At 64.4% G+C, this 26,221-nt stretch carries 21 protein-coding genes and 1 pseudogene; 20 read left to right on the top strand and 2 right to left on the bottom strand.

The genetic code is table 11. From position 1 onward, the window contains the following. The 20 genes and pseudogenes from Q0D45_RS11270 to Q0D45_RS11180 form a co-directional block, all read left to right on the top strand. Nucleotides 1-1,436 (top strand): TonB-dependent receptor (locus Q0D45_RS11270; protein WP_293392732.1); only part of this gene is annotated, 1,436 nt, incomplete at its 5' end. Nucleotides 1,437-1,521: 85 nt separating this feature from the next. After that, nucleotides 1,522-2,295: a DUF3450 domain-containing protein gene (locus Q0D45_RS11265; protein WP_293392729.1), complete on the top strand. Its 774-nt coding sequence runs from the start codon at nt 1,522-1,524 to the stop codon at nt 2,293-2,295. Further along, nucleotides 2,295-3,683 (top strand): MotA/TolQ/ExbB proton channel family protein, encoded by a 1,389-nt coding sequence (locus Q0D45_RS11260; protein WP_293392726.1) that lies wholly within the window; start codon nt 2,295-2,297, stop codon nt 3,681-3,683. Before Q0D45_RS11265 ends, Q0D45_RS11260 begins: the two co-directional genes overlap by 1 nt. Next, nucleotides 3,676-4,200, top strand: a complete 525-nt coding sequence (locus tag Q0D45_RS11255; RefSeq protein ID WP_022975730.1) for a MotA/TolQ/ExbB proton channel family protein — start codon at nt 3,676-3,678, stop codon at nt 4,198-4,200. Before Q0D45_RS11260 ends, Q0D45_RS11255 begins: the two co-directional genes overlap by 8 nt. Before the next feature lie 47 nt (nt 4,201-4,247). Further along, entirely contained in the window at nt 4,248-4,628 is a 381-nt protein-coding gene (locus tag Q0D45_RS11250; RefSeq protein WP_293392721.1) for a biopolymer transporter ExbD, read from the top strand. 72 nt (nt 4,629-4,700) lie between these two features. Further along, nucleotides 4,701-5,108 carry a biopolymer transporter ExbD gene (locus Q0D45_RS11245; RefSeq protein WP_293392718.1) on the top strand — a complete coding sequence of 136 codons (408 nt, stop codon included), beginning with the start codon at nt 4,701-4,703 and terminating at the stop codon, nt 5,106-5,108. A 12-nt stretch (nt 5,109-5,120) separates the two neighbouring features. After that, nucleotides 5,121-5,819, top strand: a complete 699-nt coding sequence (locus tag Q0D45_RS11240) for an energy transducer TonB (RefSeq protein ID WP_293392715.1) — start codon at nt 5,121-5,123, stop codon at nt 5,817-5,819. 5 nt (nt 5,820-5,824) lie between these two features. Continuing rightward, on the top strand, nt 5,825-7,258 hold the full coding sequence (locus Q0D45_RS11235) for a tetratricopeptide repeat protein (RefSeq protein WP_293392712.1): 1,434 nt from the start codon (nt 5,825-5,827) through the stop codon (nt 7,256-7,258). Nucleotides 7,259-7,437: 179 nt separating this feature from the next. After that, nucleotides 7,438-9,093, top strand: a complete 1,656-nt coding sequence (locus tag Q0D45_RS11230; protein ID WP_293392709.1) for an amidase family protein — start codon at nt 7,438-7,440, stop codon at nt 9,091-9,093. Between the two features lie 8 nt (nt 9,094-9,101). Then, a complete protein-coding gene (locus Q0D45_RS11225; RefSeq protein WP_293392706.1) occupies nt 9,102-10,697 on the top strand; it encodes an amidase family protein in 1,596 nt (531 codons plus the stop codon). Nucleotides 10,698-10,746: 49 nt separating this feature from the next. Next, nucleotides 10,747-12,387: an amidase family protein gene (locus Q0D45_RS11220; protein WP_293392703.1), complete on the top strand. Its 1,641-nt coding sequence runs from the start codon at nt 10,747-10,749 to the stop codon at nt 12,385-12,387. A gap of 35 nt (nt 12,388-12,422) precedes the next feature. Beyond that, nucleotides 12,423-14,030 carry an amidase family protein gene (locus tag Q0D45_RS11215; protein WP_293392735.1) on the top strand — a complete coding sequence of 536 codons (1,608 nt, stop codon included), beginning with the start codon at nt 12,423-12,425 and terminating at the stop codon, nt 14,028-14,030. Nucleotides 14,031-14,050: 20 nt separating this feature from the next. Continuing rightward, nucleotides 14,051-15,673: an amidase gene (locus tag Q0D45_RS11210; RefSeq protein WP_293392700.1), complete on the top strand. Its 1,623-nt coding sequence runs from the start codon at nt 14,051-14,053 to the stop codon at nt 15,671-15,673. Nucleotides 15,674-15,862: 189 nt separating this feature from the next. Then, nucleotides 15,863-16,843, top strand: a complete 981-nt coding sequence (locus Q0D45_RS11205) for an acetamidase/formamidase family protein (RefSeq protein ID WP_293392698.1) — start codon at nt 15,863-15,865, stop codon at nt 16,841-16,843. Nucleotides 16,844-16,926: 83 nt separating this feature from the next. Then, a complete protein-coding gene (locus tag Q0D45_RS11200) occupies nt 16,927-17,814 on the top strand; it encodes a dienelactone hydrolase family protein (RefSeq protein WP_293392696.1) in 888 nt (295 codons plus the stop codon). Nucleotides 17,815-17,885: 71 nt separating this feature from the next. Beyond that, nucleotides 17,886-18,248, top strand: a pseudogene (locus Q0D45_RS21645) (VOC family protein); the annotation flags it as partial. 57 nt (nt 18,249-18,305) lie between these two features. Continuing rightward, a complete protein-coding gene (locus Q0D45_RS11195) occupies nt 18,306-19,124 on the top strand; it encodes a shikimate 5-dehydrogenase (RefSeq protein ID WP_366946417.1) in 819 nt (272 codons plus the stop codon). Between the two features lie 49 nt (nt 19,125-19,173). Further along, on the top strand, nt 19,174-19,788 hold the full coding sequence (locus Q0D45_RS11190; protein WP_293392691.1) for a YitT family protein: 615 nt from the start codon (nt 19,174-19,176) through the stop codon (nt 19,786-19,788). Between the two features lie 37 nt (nt 19,789-19,825). Further along, the gene (locus tag Q0D45_RS11185) at nt 19,826-20,890 is read left to right on the top strand and encodes a hypothetical protein (RefSeq protein ID WP_293392688.1); all 1,065 of its coding nucleotides are present in this window, start codon (nt 19,826-19,828) and stop codon (nt 20,888-20,890) included. Between the two features lie 215 nt (nt 20,891-21,105). Continuing rightward, nucleotides 21,106-22,692 carry an amidase family protein gene (locus Q0D45_RS11180; protein WP_293392685.1) on the top strand — a complete coding sequence of 529 codons (1,587 nt, stop codon included), beginning with the start codon at nt 21,106-21,108 and terminating at the stop codon, nt 22,690-22,692. 19 nt (nt 22,693-22,711) lie between these two features. Here Q0D45_RS11180 and Q0D45_RS11175 read toward each other — a convergent pair whose 3' ends face one another. Beyond that, nucleotides 22,712-24,472: an amidase gene (locus Q0D45_RS11175; protein ID WP_293392682.1), complete on the bottom strand. Its 1,761-nt coding sequence runs from the start codon at nt 24,470-24,472 to the stop codon at nt 22,712-22,714. Nucleotides 24,473-24,489: 17 nt separating this feature from the next. After that, a partial coding sequence (locus tag Q0D45_RS11170; protein ID WP_293392679.1) for an amidase family protein occupies nt 24,490-26,221 on the bottom strand: 1,732 nt, incomplete at its 5' end.

The following is a 26,221-nucleotide window of genomic DNA, read 5'->3' as shown; positions in this document are numbered from 1 at the left end:
CTTTCAAGGATTCCTATCTGCCTTACGGCGAGAAGCAGGGCATCCATCGCTTCGAAGAGAAATTCACCGTCACCCGGCGCCTGCCGGAGAAGTGGCTGCCGGGCTGGGTCAACGTCAACACCCTGAGTTCGATTAGCTACCGGCGTACCGGCGGCTACATCCGCAGCTCCGGCGGCGACTTCGATTATCGTCAGGACGTGCTGCGTGGCGATCCGCAGTACGGCGATGGCCAGCATTACCCGAACACCAAGTTCGCCACTCAGCTCAACGATCCGTCGTGGCTGACCGGCGCACCTGCCGAGAACGAACGCCGCAGCGTCTACGACGAGTTCGGCGCCGGCTTCATGTTCGACTTCACCTTCCTGAAGAACACCAATCTGACCATCGGCGGACGCTGGGACGGTTCGACGGCACGTGACATCGAATACGCGCACAACAACCAGCAGAAGCCGTCGGCAGCCAACTCCTGCAACCTGCCTGGCAATTTACTGGCAGCGCCCACTTCCAGCGTCATCGCGAACTCGCAAACGCAGTTGCAGGTGCTGACTTCCGGCCGTTGTGACTACGGCCCGGCCTGGGACGACGGCAAGACCTGGAGCATCAGCCTGTCGCAGCAGCTGCCGTTCGGCATTCGTCCGTACTTCACGATCGCTGATGCTTCGGTGATTCTCGATGCTTCCAACAACATCGTGCAGAACTCCGTCGTCACGGCGCCGGGCGGCCACATCGGTCGCTCGAAGTTGAACGAAGCCGGCATCAAGGGCGACTGGTTCCGGGGCAAGCTGTTCGCCTCGGTGGCGATGTACCGGCAGCTGCGCAGCGACGTCTCCAATGCCAGCGATCCGACCGCCGGTGCCGATTCCTCGGCAACCAAGACCCGGGGCGTGGAAATGCAGATCGACGCCAATCCGACTCGCAAGCTCCACATCGGTTTCTACGCCGTTGGCCAGCATCAGAAGTACGTGTTCAACACCAACTCGCAGCTGCAGCTGACCGGTCGCCAGCTCGGCTTCCAGGACATCCTCGGACCGGATGGCAGCGTGCTTTATCCGGCTGAAGCCTTCCTGTATGGCGGTCGCGTGCAGCTGGTGCTTCCTGCCGCGCTTGGCGAGGTCTTCATCGATCGCGTCGGCGAACCACGCTATCAGGCCGGCGTGAACATCGATTACAAGCTGCCGGCCGGTTTCGGCGTGCATGTCGATGGTCAGCGCTTCTCCTCGTTCTATCTGGATCGCACCAAGACGGTGGAACTGCCGATGTCGTTCACGATGAACACCGGTTTCACCTACGACCGCAATCGCCTCCATCTGAAGCTCAGCGGCTTCAACGTGCTCGACAAGCGCTATTTCCGAGCCGGCAACGGCGATACCAACGTCAATCTCGTTTCGGTGATGCCGGGAACTGCCATCCAGTTCCAGGCCAAGCTGGACTACTGATGAAGACCGCTACTGCGACTCCACACCATCAACTGCTGCAGCTTTTCGGCTGCGGCGCCAGGACACGAACAAGGCAGGTGAAACCATGAGCATCAACATGAAGAAGCTGACGGGAACGACCGCTGCAGTATTGCTGTGCGCCCTCTATCTCGGCGATTTCGCCATCGCTGCCGAAGCGCCGGTCAAGGCCGCGATCGGTGAGCAGTCGAAAACCGAGGAATCGGGCAAGAACTCCCAGAAGCGCATCGACCAGATGGATGACGCCGTGGTCGGCATCGTCGCCAACTACCGGCAGGCGCTGACCGAAACCAGCAGCCTGAAGGACTACAACGACCAGCTCGGCATGCAGACCGCATCACAGGACGAAGAGATCGCGGCACTCAACGGACAGCTGGCGGAGATCGACAAGACGGCGCGTGAAGTGACGCCGCTGATGTCGAACATGCTCGCCACGCTCGACAGCTTCGTGAAGCTCGACACGCCCTTTCTGCCGGACGAGCGCGCCAAGCGCATCGCCGGCCTGAAGGAAATGATGGGTCGCGCCGACATCTCGGTTTCCGAGAAGTATCGCCGCATCGTCGAGGGCTACCAGATCGAAATGGAGTACGGCCGCACCCTGGAAGCCTACTCGGGCAAGGTCGACGACAAGACCGTCGACTTCATTCGCGCCGGCCGCGTCGCCTTGCTCTATCAGACGCTCGACGGCAAGGAGACCGGCTTCTGGGATGCCGACGCCAAGGGCTGGAAGGTCGACAACAGCTACGAACATGAAGCCAAGGCCGGTCTGAAGATCGCCAAGAAGCAGTCCGCTCCCGATTTCCTCGTTGTTCCTGTACATGCACCCATGGAGGCCAAGTAATGTTCCGCACGAATTTGATTGCGTCCGTCTTCGTCACGGCCTCGTTGAGCCTGGGTGCGCTGCTGGCAGCGAGCGCTCAGGCGGCACCCGCAACCCTTGATGAACTGCTCGAACAGACCAAGACCGTTCGCCAGCGCGAAGAGCAGCTGAACGCCGAGCGCGAAGCGAAGTTCAAGGCCGAAGTCGACAAGCAGTCGTCGCTGATGGCCGAAGCGCAGGCCGAGCTGAACAAGCAGCGCAAGCGCGGCACCGATCTGGCAGCGGCTTTCGATTCCAACGAGAAGAAGATCGGCGAACTGCAGGCGCAGCTGGAAGCCCGCAGCGGCAACCTCGGCGAACTGTTCGGCGTCGTTCGTCAGGTATCGAACGACTTCTCCTCCGTGGTTCGCATGTCGATGATCTCCGCGCAGTACCCGGAGCGCGAAGACTTCATGACCAAGCTGTCGGAGACCAAGGTCATCCCGTCGATCGCCACGCTCGAGCGCTTCTGGTTCGAACTGCAGCGGGAAATGACCGAGAGCGGCAAGGTCGTGCGCTTCAACACCAAGGTGGTGACGCCGGGCGGCGCGCCGGCCGATGCCACCGTGGTCCGCGTCGGCCCGTTCAACGCGATGACCAACGGCAAGTTCCTCGCCTATCTGCCCTCCGAGAAATCGCTGGCGATCATGGCGCGGCAGCCGGACGAGAAGTTCCAGGACGCGGCCAAGACCCTGCAGAACGCCACCTCGGGCTACGCCAAGACAGTGCTCGATCCGACCCGCGGCGTGCTGCTGACCATCTACTCGCTGCGGCCTGATCTGATGGAACGCATCGAGAAGGGCGAGTCGATCGGCTACGTCATCCTGCTGGTCGGTTTCATCGGCGCAGCGCTGGCGATCTTCCAGTTCGGCTATCTGATGCAGGTCCGCGCCAAGGTGCTCAAGCAGCTGAAGTCGGTGAACGTGCCGAAGCTCGACAACCCGCTGGGCCGCGTGCTGGCCTCGTTCACCGGTGGCAGCGCCAAGAAGCTCGAGGAAGATGCCGAGATCGTCGAGCTGCGCATTTCCGAGGCGGTGCTCAAGGAAGTGCCGAAGCTGGAACGCTTCCAGGCCTTCCTGCGACTGGCGATTGCCGCCGGTCCGCTGCTCGGCCTGATCGGCACCGTGGTCGGCATGATCATCACCTTCCAGAGCATCACCGAGTCCGGCTCCAGCGATCCGAAGCTGATGGCCGCCGGTATTTCGCAGGCCATGATCGCGACGGTGCTCGGCCTCGGCATCGCCATCCCGCTGCTGTTCGCCAACGCCTGGCTGACCTCGATTTCCAAGGCCATCCTGCAGGTGCTGGACGAGCAGAGCACCGGCCTGCTGGCCGGCATCCTCGAGAAGGAGGAGGCCCGCCGTGCTTGAACTGATCCTGGCACCGCTGTCCGCTTTCACCTCGATGATGAGTCTCGGCGGTCAAGTGGTCGCCGTGATCTTCACAGCCTGTGTGGTCATGTGGTCGATCGTGCTGGAACGTTCCTGGTACTTCTTCGGCGTGCTGCCGAAGCAGTCCAAGAGCCTGCTGGCTGCCTGGCACGCTCGCAGCGAGCATTCCAGCTGGCGGGCGCATCAGGTTCGCAAGGCGATGATCTCGCGGCTCAACGCCGGCATGTCGACCAATCTGCTGCTGCTCCGGGTGCTGGTGCCGCTATGCCCGCTGCTCGGTCTGCTCGGTACGGTCACCGGCATGCTCGCGGTCTTCGACGTGATGGCAGCCCAGGGTTCGGCTGATGCGCGCTCGATGGCCAACGGTGTGTCGGAAGCCATGATCTGCACGCTGACCGGCCTCGCGGTGAGCATCACCGGCCTCTATCCGAGCTTCTATTTTCGCCGCCGCGTCGCCCGGGAAACCGAGCGGCTGGCGGATCAGTTCACGTTCTGATTCGGAAGCCTTAAGCCATGCGCCAGCGCCAACGCAAAGAAATCGGAATGGATGACAGCACCGGCATCGATCTCGCGCCGATGCTCGATTTCGTGCTCAACCTGCTGATCTTTTTCATCATCACCGCCGTGTTCCTGAAGGAAGTCGGCATCAACGTCAGCCGGCCGAATTCCTCGGCAGCGGAGAAGAGCGAGTCGAGCAGCATCGTCATCCTGATCGCGGCCGACGGTGAAATCACCATCGACCACAAGGTGGTCGACCAGCGTTCGGTACGCGCCAAGATCGAAAGCCTGCACGCCCAGAAGCCGGATGACCCGGTGGTCGTCGCTGCCGATCCAGGTTCCGCCACCGGCATCCTGGTCGACGTCATCGATCAGGTCCGGCAGGGCGGGGTGATGGCGGTATCGATCGCGCCGACCAAGAGCTAGCCGCACAGCCAGCCCGCAACCAGCCATTCCACACATCAGTACACGCCACACCGGCTACGGAGTCTCAGCGCCATGATGTCCAGACGACACGTCGAAGAGTCCGAAGAAACCGGCATCGATCTCGCACCGATGCTCGACTTCGTGCTCAACCTGCTGATCTTTTTCATCATCACCACATCCTTCGTGAAGGAATCCGGCATTCAGGTGACGCGCCCGCAGGCGCTCACCGCCGAGCACAAGGACAGCGGCAACATCCTGATCGCGATCCGTCCGAATGGAGACATCTGGATGGACAAGCGGCGCATGGGCGTCAACGAGATCCGCAATGCCATCGAACGTCTCCACATCGAGCGGCCGGATGACACCGTGGTGATCATCGCCGACAAGGATTCCCAGACCGGCGTGCTGACCAAGGTCATGGATCAGGTGAAGCTCGGCGGTGTCGGTGATGTCTCCATTGCTGCTGCACCGCCGGCCTGACGGAGAACCATCATGCAGACCGCAACTCCCACCCCGATTCTTTCTTCCGAATTCGAGATCAACCTGCCGAAGGCCAGCTTCGGCACTCGCTGGCTGACCGCGCTGTGCATGTCGATCGTCACCTCGCTGCTGTTCTTCTGGCTGATGTACGCGGTGATCCACGTCAGCGGCCATGGCGTCGACAAGATCGAGAACCTGCCGACCATCGACTTCGTGCGCCTGAAGCGTGACAGCGCACCGGAGCAGAACGAACGGCGCAAGCCGCCACCGCCGCCGCCGGCCAAGCAGCCGGCACCGCCGTCGAAGATGAAGATCGATGTCGACACGGCCGCGCCAACGACCGGCATCGGCATTCCGACCAACCTCGGCCTGTCGGCCAACATGTCCGCCGGCGCAGGCACCGGCAGCGGTGGCGGCCTGGCCGGCTCGATGGACAGCGATCTGATTCCGCTGCAGCGCATCCCGCCGACCTATCCGGCCGAAGCTCGCCGCGCTGGCGTCAGTGGCTTCGTGACCATCGACGTCACCGTCAACCCGGACGGCAGCGTCCGCAAGGCCCGAGTCGTCGATGCCAAGCCCAGAGGCCTGTTCGAAGCAGCAGCGGTCACGGCCGTGCAGAAGTGGCGCTTCAAGCCGAAGACCGTCGAAGGCAAGGCTGTCGAGTTCCACGGCGTGCAGACCGTCAAGTTCGACCTCACCGCGGCGGAGTGAAGATCATGAACAGCAATAGTTACGCAGAGACTTCGAGCCGTCGCTCATGGATGCCGGCATGCAGTCGGCTTGCGATACTGGCCGCCTTCGGGCTGGCCAGCATCGGCACGGCGCTGGCCCAGGCACCGGCACCCGGCGCACAGCAGCGGCCGCCGCCACGGCAGACGCCGGCCCAGATCGCTGCCGCCAAGGAAGCGGAGATGATCGCCGCCGGTGTGCGGACCGAGTGTCTGCCGTCGAAACAGAAAGCCACGCCGAACCTCAGCGACGATGTCATCGACGACATGCGGGAAGCTTCCGTGATGCTCGGCGAGAAGAAGACCGACCTGGCGATCGAGAAGCTGAAGAAGCTCGTCAACAAGGGCGAGGACTACGACAAGGCGATGGTCAACTACAACCTCGGCATCGGTTACTCCGAGAAGAACGATCTCGCCAGTTCGGCCGCTGCCTTCGCCAAGGCCCTGTCCTACAACGCGCTGTCGATGCAGAACAGCGAGCAGATGCGTCTGAACCTCGGTCAGCTGTATGTCGCCAGCGGCCAGTTCGATCTCGGCATCGACGCGCTGAGGGACTACATGGCCAAGGCTTGCGGCGTCGTGTCGCCGGATGCCCATGTGTTCCTGGCCAGCGCGCTCGCCGAACGCAAGCGTTATCCGGAAGCGCTGGCCGAAGTCGATACGGCGCTGGGCAAGTCGAAGGTGCCGAAGGAGTCGTGGATCCAGTTCAAGCTCGGCCTGCTGTACGAGCAGAAGGATTACAAGGCTTCGGCGGAAACGCTGCTGCAGTTGATCGCGGTGAACACTGGCAAGGCCGACTACTGGAAACAGCTGGCGGGCGTGCTGCTGCAGATGGAGGACAGCACCCAGGCGGCAGCGGTGCTGGCGCTCGCCGAACGGCAGGGCATGCTCGCGTCGCCGGAAGACATCCGCAATCTGTACAACACCTACATGATCATCGGTGAGCCGCAGAAAGCGGCGCAGCTGATGGACGCCGCGATCTCCGACAAGAAGCTGCCGCTCGACGAGAAGAATCTGGAGTCGGTATCGAACGCCTGGATCAATGCCCGCGAGAACGACAAGGCCGAAGCGACCCTGAAGCAGCTGGCCTCGATGGCTGAACGCGGCGAGTACTACTTCCGGCTGGGTGCCATGTATGGCGACCAGGAACGCTGGAAGGATTCCCGCGAGATGCTCGAACGCGCGCTCGAGAAGGGCGGCCTGAAGAAGCCGGGCGAAGCCTGGTTCCGGATCGCCGTGGCCAGTTACGGCACCAACGACGTCAAGGGCGCGATCGCCGCGCTGCAGAAGTCGCTGGCCTTCGAGGACACCAAGGCGCAGGCCAGCGAATGGCTGCGCTCCCTGTCGACGCAGGCACCGCCGCCGGCATCGTCGGCGACCAGTTCGTCGGCACCTTCGGCACCTGCGAACACGGCCGGTTGAGGCCAGATGCGATGAACAAGCCCTAGGTCTCGCCTTCGCCAGTCACGCGCACCGTGACTGGCGAATGCCGGCCGCAATACCCGTTTCGATCACCAGGACGCGCCCTCCGGCGCGTCACAGGGCCCGGCTGTGTCCGAGGCCACCACTGACAGACCGTCGAATCCACAGGAGCCGCTGCGATGCCCTTGAAGACCCAGCCGAAACTCGCGCTGCTGGCGCTGGCGATCTGCAGCTCCCTGGCCGCGACACGGCCGGCGAGCGCTCTGGAACTGGAGTCGGCGACGATCGCCGATCTGCAGACGGCGATGGCCAGCGGCAAGCTCAGCGCCGAGAAGCTCACCGAGCTCTATCTCGCCCGCATCGAGGCCTACGACCAGAAAGGCCCGACCCTGAACACGGTCATCACCCTCAATCCCAAGGCGCTGGAACTGGCGCGCACGCTCGATGCCGAGCGCAAGGCCGGCAAGCTGCGCGGCCCGCTGCACGGCATCCCGATCGTGCTGAAGGACAACTTCGATACCGCCGATCTGCCCACCACCGGCGGCAGCCAGCTGCTCAAGGGTTCCTTGCCGCCGGACGATGCCTTCGTGGTCAAGAAGCTGCGCGATGCCGGCGCCATCGTGCTGGCCAAGGTCAATCTGTCGGAGTGGGCGGGCGGTGGCGGCAGCGTCAGCGGCGCTACCGATCCGGCCGTGCTCAAGGCCGGCGCAGTGCCCAACGGCAGCAGCTCGATGGGCGGCCAGACGCGCAATCCGCATGACCTCACGCGCGGTCCCTCCGGCTCCAGCGGCGGCACCGGTGCGGCGATCGCGGCGACCTTCGCCCAGTTCGGTCTCGGCACCGACACCGGCGGCTCGGTGCGCGGGCCATCGTCGGCGAACGGCATCGTCGGCCTCAAGCCGACGCTGGGCCTGATGAGCCGCGACGGCATCATTCCGCTGGCGCTGAGCTTCGACACCGGCGGCCCGATGGCGCGCAGCGTCTACGACGTGGCGCTGGCGCTCGGCGTCATGGCCGGCGTCGATCCGGCCGATGCCGCCACCGCGAAAAGCGCGGGCCATGCCGAGAAGGACTATCTGAAGTATCTGAAGCGCGGCGCGCTGCAGGGCGCGCGCATCGGCATCGCCCGTGACTTCATGGGCAAGGATGCCGGCACCGATGGCGTGATGGAGCGCGCCATCGCGATGCTCAAGCTGCAGGGCGCGACAGTCATCGACATCAAGTATCCGGACTATCTGCTGGCCGCCAAGCAGCCGCTGCTGATCCTGATGATGTCCTCCGAGTTCAAGTCTCAGATCGCCGATTACCTGAAGACCACCGGGCCTGCGTATCCGAAGACTTTCGATCAGCTGGTGGCGCTGTCCAACGATCCGAAGACCGGCTATCGCGCACCGGAAAAGGCTTACGCCCTGAAGTACACGGCCTCGGTGGCGCTGGCGCTCGATGATCCGCGCTATCTCGCCGCCAAGACCCAGGCCCTGCCGGCGATCAAGGCCGGCATCGATGCGCTGTTCGCGACCGACAAGCTCGACGCCATCGTCTATCCGACTTCGCCACGGCCAGCGACCCTGATCGTGCCGGACAAGCCGCCGATGCCGAGTGCCGGCACCGACAGCGCCACCAGCTTCGCCAACGAGACCGGCTACCCGGATCTGATCGTGCCGGCCGGCGTCACGCCGAATGGCCTGCCGGTGACCCTCTCGTTCTTCGGCCCGGCCTGGAGCGAGCCGAAGCTGCTCGGCTACGGCTACGACTTCGAACAGGCGACCAAGGCCCGCGTACTGCCGAAGACCACGCCGCCGCTGCCCGCAGACAGTCTGGCGATGTGGCGCTGAGCCCGGCCATGAACTTCATGATCCGCAACAGGCGTCAATCGATCCTCGCGGCTTGCGCGCTGATGTTTGCCGCCAGCCTGCCGGCCCAGGCTGCGCTGGACCTCGCAACCGCGAGCATCGCCGAACTGGAAGCCGCCATGGCTGCCGGAAGCTTGACCTCCGAAAAGCTGGTCACGCTCTACCTGGCGCGCATCGAAGCCTATGACGCCAAGGGTCCCGCGCTGAACAGCGTCATCACTCTGAACAAGCGCGCGCTCGAAGAGGCGAAGGCACTCGATCAGGAACGCAAGAGCAAAGGCCCGCGCTCGCCGCTGCACGGCATCGTGGTGCTCGCCAAGGATGTCTACGACACCAGGGACATGCCGACCTCCGGCGGCTTCAAGCCGATGGCGACTTCGCAGCCGTCACGCGATTCCTTCGTCATCGATCGTCTGCGCAAGGCTGGCGTAGTGATCCTCGCCAAGCTCAACCAGTCCGACTGGTACGGCGTTGCCGCACCCGGCGGCAGTTCGCTGAAAGGCCCGGTGGTCAGCCCGTACAACCCGAAGAAATCGACCGGTGGCTCGAGCAGCGGCACTGGCTCGGCCGTCGCTGCCTGGTTCGGCACGGTGGGCCTCGGCAGCGATACCACCGGCTCGATCGTCATCCCCAGCACGCTGGCCAATCTGGTCGGCATTTCGGCGAGCCATGGTCTGGTCAGCCGCAGCGGCATGATGTGGAGCAGCCCCTCGCAGGAAAACGGTGGGCCGATGTGCCGCAGCGTGGCCGACTGCGCCGCCGTGCTCGATGTCATCGCCGGCTATGACCCGGCCGATCTCGCCACCCAGGCCAGCCTCGGCAAGCTGCCCGAGCAGCCGTACACCAGCTTCGTGTCGAAGACCGGCCTCAAGGGCGCGCGTCTCGGCGTGCTGCGCGAAATGGTTCGCAGCGGGCCGATGCACAAGGAAGGCACGGCACTTTTCGAGAAAGCGATTGCCGATTTCAAGGCCGCCGGTGCCCTGATCGTCGATCCGGTCGACACCGGGCTAGGTCTCGCCGAAAGCCAGACCCTGGCCGATGCCCCGCGCTATGAAGTCGCATCCGCGATCAACGCCTATCTCGCCGGTCTGCCGACTACGGCACCAATCCGCAACGTTGCCGAGATGATCGACAAGGGCGGGGCGCTGGTGAAGCCGCGCATCGTTGAGTCCTACAAATATGGCGCTATCGACCGCAGTCCGGAGTTGAGCGCGGCGATGAAGCACCAGACGGTGATGCGCGACGCGCTGACCGGGCTGATCGACAAGTACCAGCTCGATGGCCTGATCCTGCCGTATCGCACCGCGCTTGCTGACGACTTCAAGCGCACGCCGAACCCGCCGGCCGTGCCCGGCGCGCGCAGCGAGAACCGCAACGCCATCGCCTCCTACACCGGCCTGCCGACGATCGTCGTGCCCGGCGGCTTCTTTGCCTCGGACGGCATGCCGTTCGCCGTGCAGTTCCTCGGCAAGCCGTTCACCGAGCCGACCTTGATCAAGCTCGCCAGCGGCTACGAAGCCGCCACCCATCACCGCAAATCGCCTGCGCTGACTCCGGCTCTGGCCGGCGAAACGCTCGCGCCCTGAACCCTCTGAATCCCCCGAATCCACTGTCGCTCTTCCAGGAAACGTTTCCATGACGCAGCTCCGCAAGTCCGTCATCGCTTTCGCGCTCGCGATCGGCACCTTGTCGTCGGCCGAAGCCGCCACGATCAATCTCGCCACCGCGACCATCGCCGACCTCCAGGCCGCCTACAAGACCGGCAAGCTCAGCGCTGAACAGGTGACCAAGGCTTATCTGGCGCGCATCGCCGCGTACGACAAGCAGGGCCCGGTGATCAACAGCGTGATCACCCTGAATCCGAAGGCGCTCGAAGTGGCCAAGGCACTCGATGCCGAACGCAAGGCCGGCAAGGTTCGCGGCCCGCTGCACGGCGTGCCGATCGTGCTCAAGGACAATTTCGATACTTTCGATCTGCCGACCACGGCCGGCTCGCAATTGCTCAAGGGCTCGATCCCGCCGGACGATGCCAACGTGGTCAAGAAGCTGCGCGAGGCCGGCGCGATCATCGTCGCCAAGGTCAATCTGTCCGAATGGGCCGGCAGCGGCGGCAGCGTCAGCGGTGCCACCGATCCTGAAGTGCTGAAACTCGGCGCAGTGCCGAACGGCAGCAGCTCGATGGGCGGCCAGACCCTCAACCCGCATGATCTGAAGCGCGGCCCGTCCGGCTCCAGCGGCGGCACCGGTGCAGCGATCGCGGCGGTGTTCGCGCAGTTCGGCCTCGGCAGCGATACCGGCGGCTCGGTGCGCGGCCCGTCGACGGCCAACGGCATCGTCGGCCTGAAGCCGACCCACGGTCTGATGAGCCGCGATGGCATCGTGCCGCTGGCGCTTTCCTTCGACACCGGCGGCCCGATGGCGCGCAGCGTCTACGACATCGCCGCCGCGCTGACCGTGATGACCGGTATCGACCCGGCCGATTCCGCCACCGCCAAGAGCGCCGGCCACATCGAGGCCGACTACACGCGGTTCCTGAAGGCGGGCTCGCTGAAAGGCGCGCGCATCGGCTTCGCCAAGGATTTCACCGGCAAGGACGATGGCGTCGATGCGGTGATGACCGCCGCGGTCGCCAAGCTCAAGGCGCTGGGCGCGACGGTGGTCGAGGTCCAGTACCCGGGCTATCTGATCGCTGCCAAGCAGCCGATCTACAACCAGCTGGTGTCGACCGAGTTCAAGGCCCAGGTCACCCAGTACCTGAAGACCACCAAGCCGGGCTTCCCGAAGAGCTTCGATGAAGTGGTCGCCAAGTCCAACGATCCGAAGACCAACTACCAGTCGCCGGGCAAGGCCTATGCGCTGAAGTACACGGCCTCGATCGCGCAGACGCTCGACGATCCCGCCTATCTGGCGGTGAAGAACGAGCAGCTCGCCGCAGTGAGATCGGGCATCGACGCGATCTTCGTCAAGTACAAGGTTGACGCGATCGTCTATCCGACCTCGCCGAAGCCGGCGACCCTGATCGTGCCGGACAAACCGCCGATGCCGAGCGCCGGCACCGACAGCGCCGCCAGCTTCGCCAACGAGACCGGCTACCCGGATCTGATCGTGCCGGCCGGCATGACGCCAGGCGGGCTGCCGGTGGCGATCTCCTTCTTCGGCCCGGCCTGGAGCGAACCGAAGCTGCTCGGCTACGGCTATGACTTCGAGCAGGCCACCCATGCGCTGGTCGAACCGAAGTACACGCCGGCAATGCCGGGCGATCTGCTGAACTACTGATCGAAAGCCGGCGCCCAGGAACGATCGACGTGACCATGGCCATCCACCGTCGGGTGCTGCTCTGCGGCATCGCACTCGCCTTTGGCCTGGGCGCGTCGACCGCTACGGCGAAGACCTTCGAGCTGCAGGGCGCCAGCATCGAGGACATCCACGCCGCCGTCGACGCCGGCAAGCTGAGCTACGAGAAGCTCGTACAGCTGTACCTAGCGCGGATTGCCGCATACGACAAGAAGGGTCCGGCGCTCAACACCGTCATCACGCTCAACGCGAAAGCGATCGAAACGGCCCGGGCGCTTGACGCCGAGTTCAGGGTCAGGGGCCGGCGGTCGTCGCTGCATGGCATTCCGGTTCTTGCCAAGGACAATTACGACACGGCTGACATGCCGACCAGCGGCGGTAGCTTCATGCTCGCCAAGTCGCTGCCGTTCGAGGACGCTCCGAGCATCCGGCAGCTGCGCGATGCCGGCGCGATCATTCTCGCCAAGGTCAACATGGACGAGTTCGCGCATGGCGGTGTCGGCTTCTCGTCGCGCCTGGGTCAAACGCGCAATCCGCATGATCCCAAACGTCATCCCGGCGGCTCTTCAGGCGGCACCGGAGCGAGTGTCGCCGCCTGGTTCGCGCCGCTGGGGCTGGGCACCGATACCTACGGCTCGATCCGCAGCCCGTCGTCGGTCAATGGCATCGTCGGCATCAAGCCGACCAACGGCCTGATCTCGCGCACCGGCATCATGCCCTGCCTGCTGAGCTTTGATACCGGTGGCCCGATGGCGCGCACCGTCTACGACGTGGCGCTGGCGCTGGGCTTCATGACCGGCGTCGATCATCAAGATCCGCTCACCGAGGCCAGCGCCGGACTGTCGTTCAGGGACTACACGCAATTCCTCAGGAAGGACGCGCTCAAGGGCGTGCGTCTGGGCGTGATCCGCGACCACATGGGCCTGGATGCCGAGGTGGATCGCGTATTCAATGCCGCGGTCGAGGAACTCAAGGCGCAAGGCGCGGTTGTCGTCGACGAACTGCACTATCCGTCGGTGGCGCTGAACAGTCGTGCCGATGTCATGCAGCCGATGCAGGCCGAGCTCAACGAGGATTACGCGGCCTACCTCGGCAGGTTGCGGCCGGGCTTCCCCAAGACCATGGCCGAGCTGGCCTCGCAGGGGGCGAAGCTGACCGTGCCTGAGGGCGAGTTCAGGCCGCATCCGGCGATGTACGAGATTTTCAGCAAGTACAGCTCGGCCCCGGTCGACAGCCATTCGCTGAGCTACATCGCTGCGCGCGAGCACGGCATGAAGGCGGTGCAGGGCGCCGTGCTCGGCCTGATGCAGCAGCACAGTCTCGATGCCCTGGTCTACTCGACGCGGCCGATTCCGGCCGAGATCATCAATCCCGACATCGCCAGGATCACCGAGCGTTCCACCGCACCGGCGATCCGCAGCATTGCCAATGTCGCGCAGTTCCCCGACGTGATCGTGCCCGCCGGCTTCACCCGCGATCGCCTGCCCGTGAGCATCTCTTTCGTCGGCCCCGCGTACAGCGAGCCTCGGCTGCTGGGCTATGCGTACAGCTATGAGCAGGCCACCCATCACCGCGCTGCACCCGCAACGACGCCGTCGCTGCCGGGCGAGCGTTTCGAATACTGAAACCCGGAGATCCAGACGCCATGAACCTCAAGCCCTCGTTCAAACCGCTGCCCGTCAAGCCGTTGCTGCTGGCCACGGCGCTCGCGCTGATGTTTCCGGGCCTTGTCCAGGCCAAGACCTTCGATCTGCAGAACGCCGGCATCGAAGACATCCAGGCGGCTGTCGATGCCGGTGCGCTCAGCTACGAAAAGCTGACTCGCCTGTATCTCGCGCGGATCGCCGCCTACGACAAGAAAGGGCCGTCGCTGAACACGGTGATCACCCTGAACAAGAAGGCGCTCGACACCGCGCGGGCGCTCGACGTCGAGTTCAAGAAGAAGGGCCGGCGTTCGCCGCTGCACGGCATTCCGGTGCTCGCCAAGGACAACTACGACACCGCCGACATGCCGACCAGTGGCGGCGACTTCCTGCTCGCCAAGTCGGTGCCCTATGTCGATGCGCCATCGATCAAGCAGCTGCGCGATGCTGGCGCGATCATCCTCGCCAAGGTCAACATGGACGAGTTCGCGCACGGCGGCATCGGCTACAGCTCGCGCCTCGGCCAGACCCGCAACCCGCATGATCCGCGTCGCCATCCGGCCGGTTCCAGCGGCGGCACCGGGGCAGGGCTGGCGGCCTGGTTCGCGCCGCTCGGTCTCGGTTCCGACACCGGTGGTTCGATCCGCGGTCCGTCGTCGGCCAATGGCATCGTCGGCATCAAGCCGACCAATGGCCTGATCTCGCGCACCGGCATCATGCCCTGCGTGCTGACCTTCGATACCGGTGGTCCGATGGCGCGCACGGTCTATGACGCAGCGCTGGCGCTGGGCTTCATGACCGGTGTCGATGCCAAGGATCCGCTGTCGATGACCAGCGCCGGCCACGAGTTCAAGGACTACACGCAGTTCCTGAAAACCGGCGCGCTGCAGGGTGTGCGAGTCGGCGTGATCCGTGATCTCGCCGGCACCGATCCGGAAGTCGATCGGGTGTTCAACGAAAGCCTCGATGAGCTGGTCAAGCTCGGCGCCGTGTTGGTCGACGACGTGCACTATCCGGCCATCGTCATGCAGAACCGCGCAGTGGCGATGGAGCCGATCCGCTCCGAGGTCAAGGACAACTACGTGGCCTATCTCGGCACCTTGCGGCCGGGCTTCCCGAAGACGGTCACCGAGCTGGCCGAGCAGGGCATCAAGCTGACTGCCCCGAAGGGCGAATTCCAGCCGCATCCGAGTGTCTTCACCCGCTTCAAGGCACTCGGCGAACGGCCGGCGCTGACCTCGATCAGCTACACCTCGGCGAAGCAGTACGCGATGCCGGCGGTGCGTGGCGCGGTGCTTGGCCTGATGGAGGAAAAGAACGTCGACGTGCTGGTCTATCCGACCCGTTCGCGGCAGCCGGAATTCATCGATCCGCTGACGCCGTACATCGTCGATCGTCCGCCGACGCCGTCGCTGACCAGCATCGCCAACGTCACCCAGTTTCCGGACGTGATCGTTCCCGCCGGCATCACCCGCGACAAGATGCCGGTGACCCTCTCCTTCTTCGGCCCGGCCTGGAGCGAACCGAAGCTGCTGGCCTACGCCTACAGCTACGAGCAGGCAACTCATCATCGCGTGGCGCCGTCCACCACGCCGCCGCTGCCGGGCGAGCATTTCGAGTACTAGAACGCGTTCTTGGGCCCCGGTACCGGGGCTGCAGCGTGGAATTGGCCCCCGCTGCGGCGCCGGTGCCGGGTGCGACCAGCAGCGCCCTGTTTGAGATGTGTGGCTTTGCCCGCGGTTCGGCCAAGGATGGGCTGGGCCGCGGGCTTTTCTTTTCCGCTCGCAGTTCCGTCAGATTTCGAGGTAAGGCCCATGAATCGTTGCTGCTACAGCTTCATCGCGTCTTTGCTGCTCGTTCCGGTCGCAGCCCTGGCGGAGACCCATACCTTCGTCCCCGAACAGTTCTACACGACGTTCTCCGGCGCCCATCCGGTAGCGCTGAAGATCAGGCCCGGCGACCGGGTGATCACCAAGACCATCGACGCCAGCGGCATGGATTGGAACAGCACCATGGTGGCCGGGCGCAGCAATCCGGAGACCGGCCCGTTCTTCATCGAAGGCGCCGAAGTGGGCGACATGATCAAGGTGCGCTTCGAGAAGATCGAGACCAACCGCAAGACCGCGTTCTCCGGCTCGCTGCTGGCGCCGTACACGGTCGATCCCTCAGCGATCGCCGAGCGGATCGACCGCGAAGCGAAGCGCGTCACCTGGATCATCGACAAGTCGCGCAACCACGCCAGGCTCGAGGATGAATCGATCCAGCCGGGCAACATCGAGCTGTCCCTGAGCCCGATGCTCGGCTGCGTCGGCGTCGCACCGGAGCGCAAGCAGGCGATCGCCACCAGCACGCCCGGCAACTTCGGCGGCAACATGGACTATGCCGGCTTGATCGCCGGTGCCACGGTGATGCTGCCGGTGTTCGAGCCTGGGGCCCTGCTGTTCATCGGCGATGGCCATGCGCGGCAGGGGCAGGGCGAACTGGTCGGCAGCGGTCTGGAAACTTCGATGGACGTGCAGTTCTCGGTCGAGCTGGTGAAGAAGAAAGCCCTCGCCTGGCCGCGCCTCGAGAACGATACCTACATCATGGTGCTCGGCAGCGCACGGCCGCTCGGCGAAGCCTTGCAGCATGCCAACAGCGAACTGCAGCGCTGGCTGATGGCCGACTACGGCTACACCGAACGCGGCGCCCAGTTGCTGATGGGCCAGGCCGCCGAACTGGAGATCGCCAACGTCGTCGATCCCGGCTTCACGGCGGTGGCGAAGATCAGGAAATCACTGCTGCCGAAACGTTAGCGTCTTGCTCGGGTCTGAATGACTGGCCGGCCTCCGATGCCGGCACCGGGGTTCTGTCCCGTGATCACCTTGTGGAGGTTCCGATGCATCCCGATGCCGTCGCTTTTGTCTCGCCATCCGACCCGAAATCAGAGCTGAGCCGTCGTGGCTTCATCGTCACCGCCCTGGCCAGCGGCTTCGCGCTCGCCGTGCAGCCGGTTTCCGCCCAAAGCCTGATCAGCACGCCGGCCGATGGCCTGCTGGCCGGCGAGATCAGTATCCCGGTCAAGGACGGCAAGATGCCGGCCTATCGTGCCCAGCCACGCGGCGGTCGCAACCTGCCGACGGTGCTGGTGGTGCAGGAAATCTTCGGCGTGCACGAGCACATCAAGGATGTCTGCCGGCGCTTCGCGCAAGCCGGCTATCTGGCCATCGCCCCCGAACTGTTCGCGCGGCAAGGCGATGCCAGCAAGTACAGCGACACCAGGGAACTGGTCGCCCAGCTGGTCTCGAAAGTGCCGGACGTGCAGGTGATGGACGATCTCGACGCGACTGCGATCTGGGCGGCCAGCAATGGCGGCGATCCGGGCAAGCTGGCCGTCACCGGCTTCTGCTGGGGCGGCCGCATCACCTGGCTGTACGCCGCCCACAACCCGTTGGTGAAGGCCGGTGTGGCCTGGTACGGCGGCCTGATCCGCCCGGGTACCGACCTGCAGCCGCAAAGCCCGATCGATCTTGTCGATGCACTGAAGGCGCCGGTGCTCGGTCTGTACGGCGCGGCCGACACCGGCATTGCCACCGACACCGTCGACAAGATGCTCGCCAAGCTCGCCGCATCGAGCAGCCCGGCCGCCAAGGCTTCGGAGATCGTCCTCTATCCGGACACGCCACATGGCTTCCATGCCGACTACCGGCCCAGCTACCGCGCCGCGCAGGCCAGGGATGGCTGGGCGCGCCTGCTGGACTGGTTCAGCCGCAACGGCGTGGCCTGAAGCGCGACCCGGCGGCCGAAGCAGACGGGCGATAATCAGGCCTGCTTCGTACGCATCAGGAGTGGTTCGGCATGTCCGGTCCCGCCAGAAACGGTTTGTTCCTCTACGCCAAGGATCTCGAACGCCTGGCCGGCTTCTACCAGTCCCTGCTGACGATGCGCCGCGTCCACGCGAGCGATGAGCTGGTGGTGCTGCAGATTCCAGCCTCGGACCTGCAACTGGTCGTCCATGCGATCCCTGCACCGATCGCGGCGACCATCACCATCACGTCGCCACCCCTACGCCGCGTAGACACCGCGCTGAAGTTCTTCCTGACCGTGCCCAGCCTGCCGGAAGCGCGACAGCTCGCCGCCAGTCTCGGCGGCGAGGTCTACACGGAACAATGGCAGGGCCCGGGCTTTGTCGTGTCCAATGCCTGCGATCCCGAAGGCAACGTCTTTCAGTTGCGGGAGAGCCTGGGCGCTGCTCAACCCCCCAAGCGCATCAAGCCCATCAAGCCCCCGATCGGCCCCGCAACCCGGCTCTGCATGTCGCTGGCGGCGCGGCCCGGCAGCTTCGGTTCGCGCTTCCAGAATCGGCTTTATGAACACCTGGGCCTGGACTACGTCTACAAGGCGTTCACCACCACCGATCTGACGGCGGCCATCGGCGGCATTCGCGCACTGGGCATCCGCGGCTGTGCGATCTCGATGCCGTTCAAGGAAGCGGTGATCCCGCTGCTCGATCGCCTGGAAGGCTCGGCCGCCGCCATCGACAGCGTCAACACCATCGTCAACGACAACGGGCGGCTCAGCGGCTACAACACCGACTACAGCGCGATCCTGGAAGTGCTGGCACGGGCCGGCGTCTCGCCGGAAACAGCCTTCCTGCTGCGCGGCTCGGGCGGCATGGCCAAAGCGGTGGCGGCCGCGCTGCGCGATCGCGGCCATCGCAAGGGCACCGTCGTCGCCCGCAATGAAACAAGCGGACGTGCGCTGGCCGAGACCTATGGTTTTTCCTGGGCGGCCAGCACCGATGGCCTGGCAGCGCCGCTGCTGATCAACGCCACACCGCTCGGTATGGCGGGTACTGATGCCGACCGGCTCGCGTTTCCCGAAGCGCTGATCGCAGGATCGGAAATCGTCTTCGATGTCGTTGCGGTGCCGGTGGAAACGCCGCTGATACGGGCCGCGCAGCGCCTTGGCCGGCAGCGAATCTCCGGTGCCGACGTCATCGTGCTGCAGGCGTTGGAGCAGTTCGTCCTGTACACCGGCATTCGGCCGGATGCCGACACGGTTGCCGAGGCCGCGGCCTTTGCCCGTTCGGCGTGAAGACCGAAGCACGCTGTCTTGCGGCATGCCCTGTGCGTGAGACGAATCTGTGAAATCAGATCCGACCGAGACGATCACGCACAGCTTGCTGGACGATGCTCACGCGCTCGTCGCCGGCTCGCTGTTCGTCGCCTTGGGGATGACCATGTTCTCGTACGCCGGCCTGCTCACCGGTGGTGTCGCGGGTGTCGCCTTCCTCGCCAGCTACGCCACGGGTTCGAGCGTGGCGCTGTTCTTCTTCCTGCTGAACCTTCCGTTCTTCGGGCTCGCCTGGTTCCGCCTCGGCCCCGAGTTCACGCTCAAGAGCTTCGCCGCCGTGGCGCTGGTCTCGGTCTGCACCGCACTGGCGCCGAAAGTGGTGCGCTTCGAGTTCCTCAACCCCTGGCTAGCCTCGGTGCTCGGCGGCTTCCTGATCGGCTTCGGCCTGCTGGCGCTGCTGCGTCACGGCGCGAGCGTCGGCGGCGTCAACATCGTCGCCCAGTGGCTGCAGCAGTCCCGAGGCTTGAGCGCGGGCAAGGTGCAGATGGCCGTGGATGTGGTGGTGGTGCTGGCGGCGCTGGTCGTCGTGTCACCAGCGCGAGTTCTGCAATCGGTAGTCGGTGCGCTGGCGATAGGGGCGATCCTGGCCTTGAATCATCGGCCGGGGCGGTATCTGGGTGTTTGAATTCGGCGCAAACAAACTATCAACGAATGACCAAGCAATGAGCATTTGCAAAATCGCCATCCGGCTGATCTTTTTCGCAGTGTTCGCGATGAGTACGAGCGCGCGATCAAACGAGCTTGACGAGCGAGCTGCCGTTCGTGCTCAAGCCGAATCCGCCTATCGTGCTGGAGACTTCGACAGTTTGGACAGGCAGCACTCAGCATATAGCGACTTTCTCGTCCAAAGAACTTCCAGCGGCGCCTTCAAGATGACGCTGTTTTTTGATGGAATTACGAAAGCGCAGGAGGATGAAAGCGAAACCGAACGCCTTCAGGACATTACACGAACTCTGCGCTGGGTCGCTGAACACAAGGACTCCCCTCTGGCTTATGTCCTGCACGCTTGTGCGCTGCAATCTTATGGCAGCTATTTTCGCGGCAGCGGATTTTCCGACACCGTTCCACCTCAGGCATGGAAGGTCTACGAGCAATACAACCAAAAAGCAGCCAAATACTTGCTGGAGAATGAGCCCGTCGCTAGCAAAGGCACCTCCTGGCATGCTTGGATGCTCAATCTAGTACGTACTTCTGGACTGTCAAAAGAGGTTGTGAATCGTCTTTTCGAAGAGGGTGTCGGGAAGAATTCCGCGGATTTCAGACTTTACAGAAATGTCCTCGAATACCTGCTGCCGAAGTGGCACGGCGATGTACAGGCTATCGACACATTCATCGGCTACGCCGTTCCAAAGGCACCACCTGAATATGGTCAAGAGCTATATGCGAGACTCTATTCTGGCGCCGGTGAGGACCAATTTAAGCGTCGCTTGTATATCGACACTCTTGTCGACTGGACCAAAATGCGTCAAGGGTTGGAGCTGTGGTACAAGAATTTTCCGACCGACTGGAATAAAAATATTCTTGCCTACCACGCCTGTATCGCAGGTGACAAAGCGCTCACCGAACAGATTCTGAAAGAAATCGGTGCCCAACCGGTATGGGAAATCTGGCAGCCTAGCGCTAAAGCTACTTTTGATACTTGTGCTCGCTGGGCAGCTGACCCTGAAGCGAATCCGATTGCACCACGGAAAAAGCCTGAGGCTCTGCAAACTGATGCAGCGACGTAGACCGATGCTGACCTCTAACCGGTCACCGGGCAGGCACCATGAAATCCCGCATCACCGTCATCGCTCTCTGCGTCGACGATGTCGACCACGCGGTCGAGTTTTATCGCGACAGCCCAAGCCTGCCGGCATAAGCGCCGGCCGCGATATAGGGTGACCGCAACCCGTCTCGTCTGAAGGGATGCGTCAACACGGCGCTTACTGCCAAGGCTGACGACATGACCCACCCTCAGCGTCTGCTGAACCGCATGGCCTGCGTGCTGCTGTCGGGGTCGCTGCTGGCGTCGATCAGCCTGCAAGCCAGCGCTGCGAGCTTCGATCTGTCCACCGCCACGGTGGCCGACATCGATGCCGCCTTCGCCAGCGGTGCACTGAACTCGGAGCAGCTGACCAAGCTTTATCTGGCGCGCATCGCCGCCTACGACCAGAGCGGGCCGAAGCTGAACGCGGTGATCACCCTGAACCCGCAGGCGCTGGCTCAGGCGCGGGCGCTCGATATCGAACGCAAGGCGGGCAGGGTGCGCTCGCCCTTGCATGGCATTCCGATCGTCATCAAGGATGTCTTCGATGTCGCCGGTCTGCCGACCACCGGCGGCACTGCCGCACTCGCGCAGTCGGTGCCGGCAAGGGACGCGGCCATCATCGCGCGGCTGACCAGGGCAGGGGCGATCGTGCTGGCCAAGGTCAACCTGTCCGACTGGTTCTCGGACACGCCGCCCGGTACCACGACTGCGATCGGCCAGACCTTGTCGCCGTACAACCTGGCCAAGTACGTCGGCGGTTCCAGCGGCGGCACCGGTGCTGCGGTCGCGGCCTGGTTCGCCGCGCTGGGCTTGGGCAGCGATACCGCCGGCAGCGTGCCGCATCCGGCTTCGCACAATGCCTTGGTCGGCCTCACTGCGACGCAGGGCTTGATCAGCCGGCGCGGGCAGATTGCGACCTCGCTGTCGCAGGAGCGTCCGGGCCTGATGACCCGCAGTGTCTACGACGCCGCGGTGATGCTCGATGCCGTTGCCGGCTATGACGGCGAAGACCTGGCGACGGCGGACAGCGTCGGTCATCTGCCGGACCAGAGCTATGTCTCGATGCTCGATGCACAGAGCCTGAAGGGCGCCCGCATCGGCGTACTGCGCGAGCTGTTTTCCAGCGGGCCGGAGCACCAGGAAACCCTGGCCGGCGTCGAGATCGCGCTGCGCAAGCTGGCGGCCAGCGGTGCGACGGTCGTCGATCCTGCCCGTACGCAGCTGGCCGATCTGCGCCGCGAAGTCGATGCCGCGAAGCTGTCCGATTTCGAGCGCGGCATCGCCCACGATGTCTACTTCGCAGCACTGCCGCCATCGGCGCCGGTGCATAGCCTGAACGATCTGATCCGGCTGGTCGGCGGCCAGTTGAAGCCGGAAACCCTGGCGGCGGCCAAGGCGCCCTCGCTCGATCACAACCCGGCTTACGTGGCGGCGCTCGCCCAGCGCGAGAAGGTGCGCGAGGCGATCCTCGAACTGCTCGATCGCGAACAGCTCGACGCGCTGGTGTTCCCGTTCAAGACCTTCGCCATTCCCAGCCTCGGTGCCGATTGGTCCAAGGCGCATTCGAACAATCCGCTGCATGCCTACACCGGCTTCCCGGCGCTGATCGTGCCGGCCGGCTTCACTAGGAGCGATGGCATGCCCTACGGCCTGATGTTCTTCGGTCGGCCGTGGAGCGAGCCGCGGTTGCTGTCGCTTGGCTACAGCTACGAGCAGGCCACGCATGCCCGCCGAGCGCCGCCGCTGACGCCGGCCTTGCCGGGCGAGCGGTTCAAGTACTGAGACTGGGTCGTTACCCGGTTCAAGCCACTGCAAACTCCGGCGGCTGCCTGAGCTGGAAGCCGGTCGCATCCTGATAGGCCTTGGCCAGCGCCAGCAGCTTGGCTTCGGCGAACGGTTGGGCCATGAACAGCACGCTGGTCGGGGCGCCGGTTTCGGCCCAGCCATTCGGTAGCGCCAGACCCGGATAGCAGGCGAGGTTGGCCATCTGCGAATGCTGCTGCGAGTAGTTCGGCGGCGGTGCCGGAATCGGTGCCGTGGCCCCTTCGGGCAGGCGCGGATTGCCGTTGGTGGACGGTGCGAGATAGACGTCGACAGCGGCCGTCGCCTCGGCGAGCTTCGCCATCATCATCGAGCGCAGACGCTGCGATTGCAGGTATTCCACCGCCGGGATCATGCGGCTGCTGCGGAAGCGATCGGCGCGGCTCTTGTCGGTCATCAGCTTGTCGCGGCCGGAGCGCAGCAGCTCGTCGAAGAACACCGCGGCCTCAACACTGAGCATGGTCAGTTCGATATCGAAATCCGGCACCTGCAAGGGCACCAGATCGACGCCCATCCGGCGCAGCTGGGCGAGCGTAGCCTGATCGTTCTGCTTCCAGCTGGCCAGGCGATCACCATCGCCGAAGGCCTGCGGCAGATAGCCGACCCTGAGCTTGCGCCAGTCCAGATTCGCGTCCCAGTTGAACGGGATATCGCTGACCGACAGATCGCGGCCATCCGGCCTGGCGATCACGCTCATCACCACGGCGCAGTATTCCACCGAGCGGCACATAGGCCCGAGGCGGTCCTGGGTCCAGCTCAGCGCCATCGCACCGTAGCGGCTGAAGCGGCCGAAAGTCGGACGCAGGCCGGTGACGCCGCAGCGCGCCGAAGGGCTCAAGATCGAGCCGCCGGTTTCGGTGCCGATCGCGAATGGCACGCAGCCGGCCGCCGTTGCCGAACCGGGCCCGGCCGAGGAACCGCTGGCGCCTTCATCGAGTTTCCAGGGATTGTTGGTGCGGCCGCCCCACCAGCGATCGCCGCCGGCCAGTTCACCGGTGGCGAGCTTGGCGACGCAGACCGCACCGGCTGCAGTGAGCATTTCGACGATGCTGGCGTCGTAATCGAACACCTGCTCCTTGTAGGCACCAGAGCCCCAGGTGGTGCGGTAGTTCTTGACCGAGATGATGTCCTTCGCGCCCCAGGGAATGCCGTGCAGCGGGCCGAGATCGCGGCCGGCGGCCAGCTCGGCATCGGCCTTCTTCGCCTGTGCCAGCGCGAGATCATCGAGCATGGTCACCACGCAATTCAGCTTGCCGTTGTGCTTCTTCAGGCGTGCCAGATACATCTGGGTCAGCTCCAGCGAACTGACTTGCCGGGTCTTGATCAGCTGCGACAGCGCGGTGACCGGCCAGAACGCCACGGCCTCGAGATTGGCCGGACGCTTCAGCGCCGCCGTGGTGCTGAAGCGCAGCGGCCTGGCCTGGCGATCGACCTTCATGCCGGCGGTGATCGGGCTGAAGTAGAACGGCGGGCCGACATCGTTCGGGATCGGCGTGGCGCGCACCTTCCGGATCCGATCGAAGCTCTGGTTGACCTGCTTGACCATGCTTTCGTATTCGGCCTCGCTGAACTCGAGGCCGGAGATCCGTGCGGCGTCCTTGATCATCGTCGCGTTGATCGCCGCGGCGCCGGTCTTTTCGACCTGGGCCCAGAGCACGCCGGGCAGCAGGGTGGCCGACAGGCCCAGGGTCGAGAAGCTGGCGAGGAAGCGGCGACGGGTAGCGGCGAGGTTGCGGCTCATGGCGGGGCTCTGGTGGATCAGTGCAGCGGCCCGAAGGCCGGCGGTGCGAAGCGGTGATGGGTCGCCGATTCGTAAGCCGTGCCGACCTTGATCAGCACCGGCTCCTCGCCCTGTCCGGCGAAGAAAGTGATCGAGATCGGCAGCGGGTGCTTGAGCGCGGTCTGCTTGGTTCCCGGCGCCAGCACCGGCAGGTAATCGGTCTTGTCGGCGTTCAGCGCGTACTGCGGTTCGACGATCGTCCTGGTCACACCGGCCGGGATGACGACGCGCGGAATCTGGAAGAACGGGCTGATGCTGTCGAGGCTGATAGCACCGACGTTCGGGCCCTGGATCTTCGGCGTTGGCACCGTGTTTTCCGGGTGCACGAAGACATCGATCTTGTTCTCGTACATCACTCGCAGCAGCGCCAGGCGCGCGATGTGACTGCGGGCGAGGGCGTCGGCCTTGCCGGCCTGTTCGTGGCCTTGCCACTGCACCCAGTTCTTGGCGCCAGCCAGCGATTTGTCCTCGCGGAACTTGGCGTTGGCCACCCAGTCGCCCCAGGTCTTGATCCGGGTATCGCCGCGGTCGATCAGGTAGCGATCGATATCGAACGCCAGATCCGCGCACAACGCCGGCTGGCAGGGCACGGCGCCGAAGCTCATGAAGTTGGTGATATTGACGGCATCGGTCAGCGGCGCCTGGCGCTTGCTGAGCTTGAGCAGATAGTCGTAGGAGGTGACGTCGTAGCCCGGCACCTCGAAGACCAGCTTGCCGGCCTTGGTCTTGCGCTGGAAGATTTCCGGCATCGCCCAGGGCAGCAGTTCGGACAATGCATCGGAGAAGGTGTACTTCAGATCCGGCACGGCGGGATCGTCCGGATATTCCGCAGCACGCATCTCGATCAGCTCGGCACCGAGCTGGTCGCGCAGCACGCGCTTGATCTCGGCATCGATCTGATCGGAGATCGCCACGTGGTTCGCGGTCTTCTTGACCATGTGCTCGCGGACGATGGCGATGCGCAGGCCCTTCAGCGGCTTGGCATCGGTCTTGAGCTGCGCATCGCCAGCGATGAAGCTGCTGTACGGCTGCTCCGGCACCAGAGATTTCGGTACCGAGGTGAAGGCATCGCGCGGATCGTAATAACCGCTGACTGGATCCTTGACTGCATCGAGCACCTTCACCGCATCGGCCAAGGTGCGGGCATGGATGCCGGCGCGATCGTTGAACCACTGGTAGCCGATGCCGCCGTTGTCGGGCAGCAGGCCCTTGGTGGTCAGCAAGGTCGCAACACCATTGCGTGAAGCGGGGCCCTGGCAAGACGCACCGGACTGCTCGCAGATGCCGATCGCCACCAGGTTCGCCGACACCGCGACACCGGAGCCGCCGCTGGAACCGCGCGAGACGCGCTCGGTGTCATAGGGGTTGCAGGACTGGCCGCCCCAGCTACCCATGGTCTGGCCACCGGACACGAGATTCCGGGTCGCCTTGTTCGGGCCGCCCGGATCGCCGGGCCCGCCGTTGAATTCATGGGCCACCGACTTCGCATAGATGATCGCGCCCTTGGCCCGCAGCTGGGCGACGATGGTCGCGTCGTGCGGCGGCACATCCATCGCGAAGTTGACGTCGTTGTTCGCCGTCGTCCGCATGTCTTTCGTGTCGTACGGGTCCTTCACCGCCGTGGTGATGCAGTACATCGGCATCGCCGCTAGATCGGGCTTGGTGCCGTACTGCGCATCGAGTTCGGCGGCGCGTTCCAGTGCATCCGGC

It is taken from the genome of Nevskia sp., assembly GCF_023266035.1.
GTDB lineage: Bacteria > Pseudomonadota > Gammaproteobacteria > Nevskiales > Nevskiaceae > Nevskia.
Note: the sequence above shows the minus strand (reverse complement) of the source record. Positions and strands in the feature narration are given on the sequence as shown.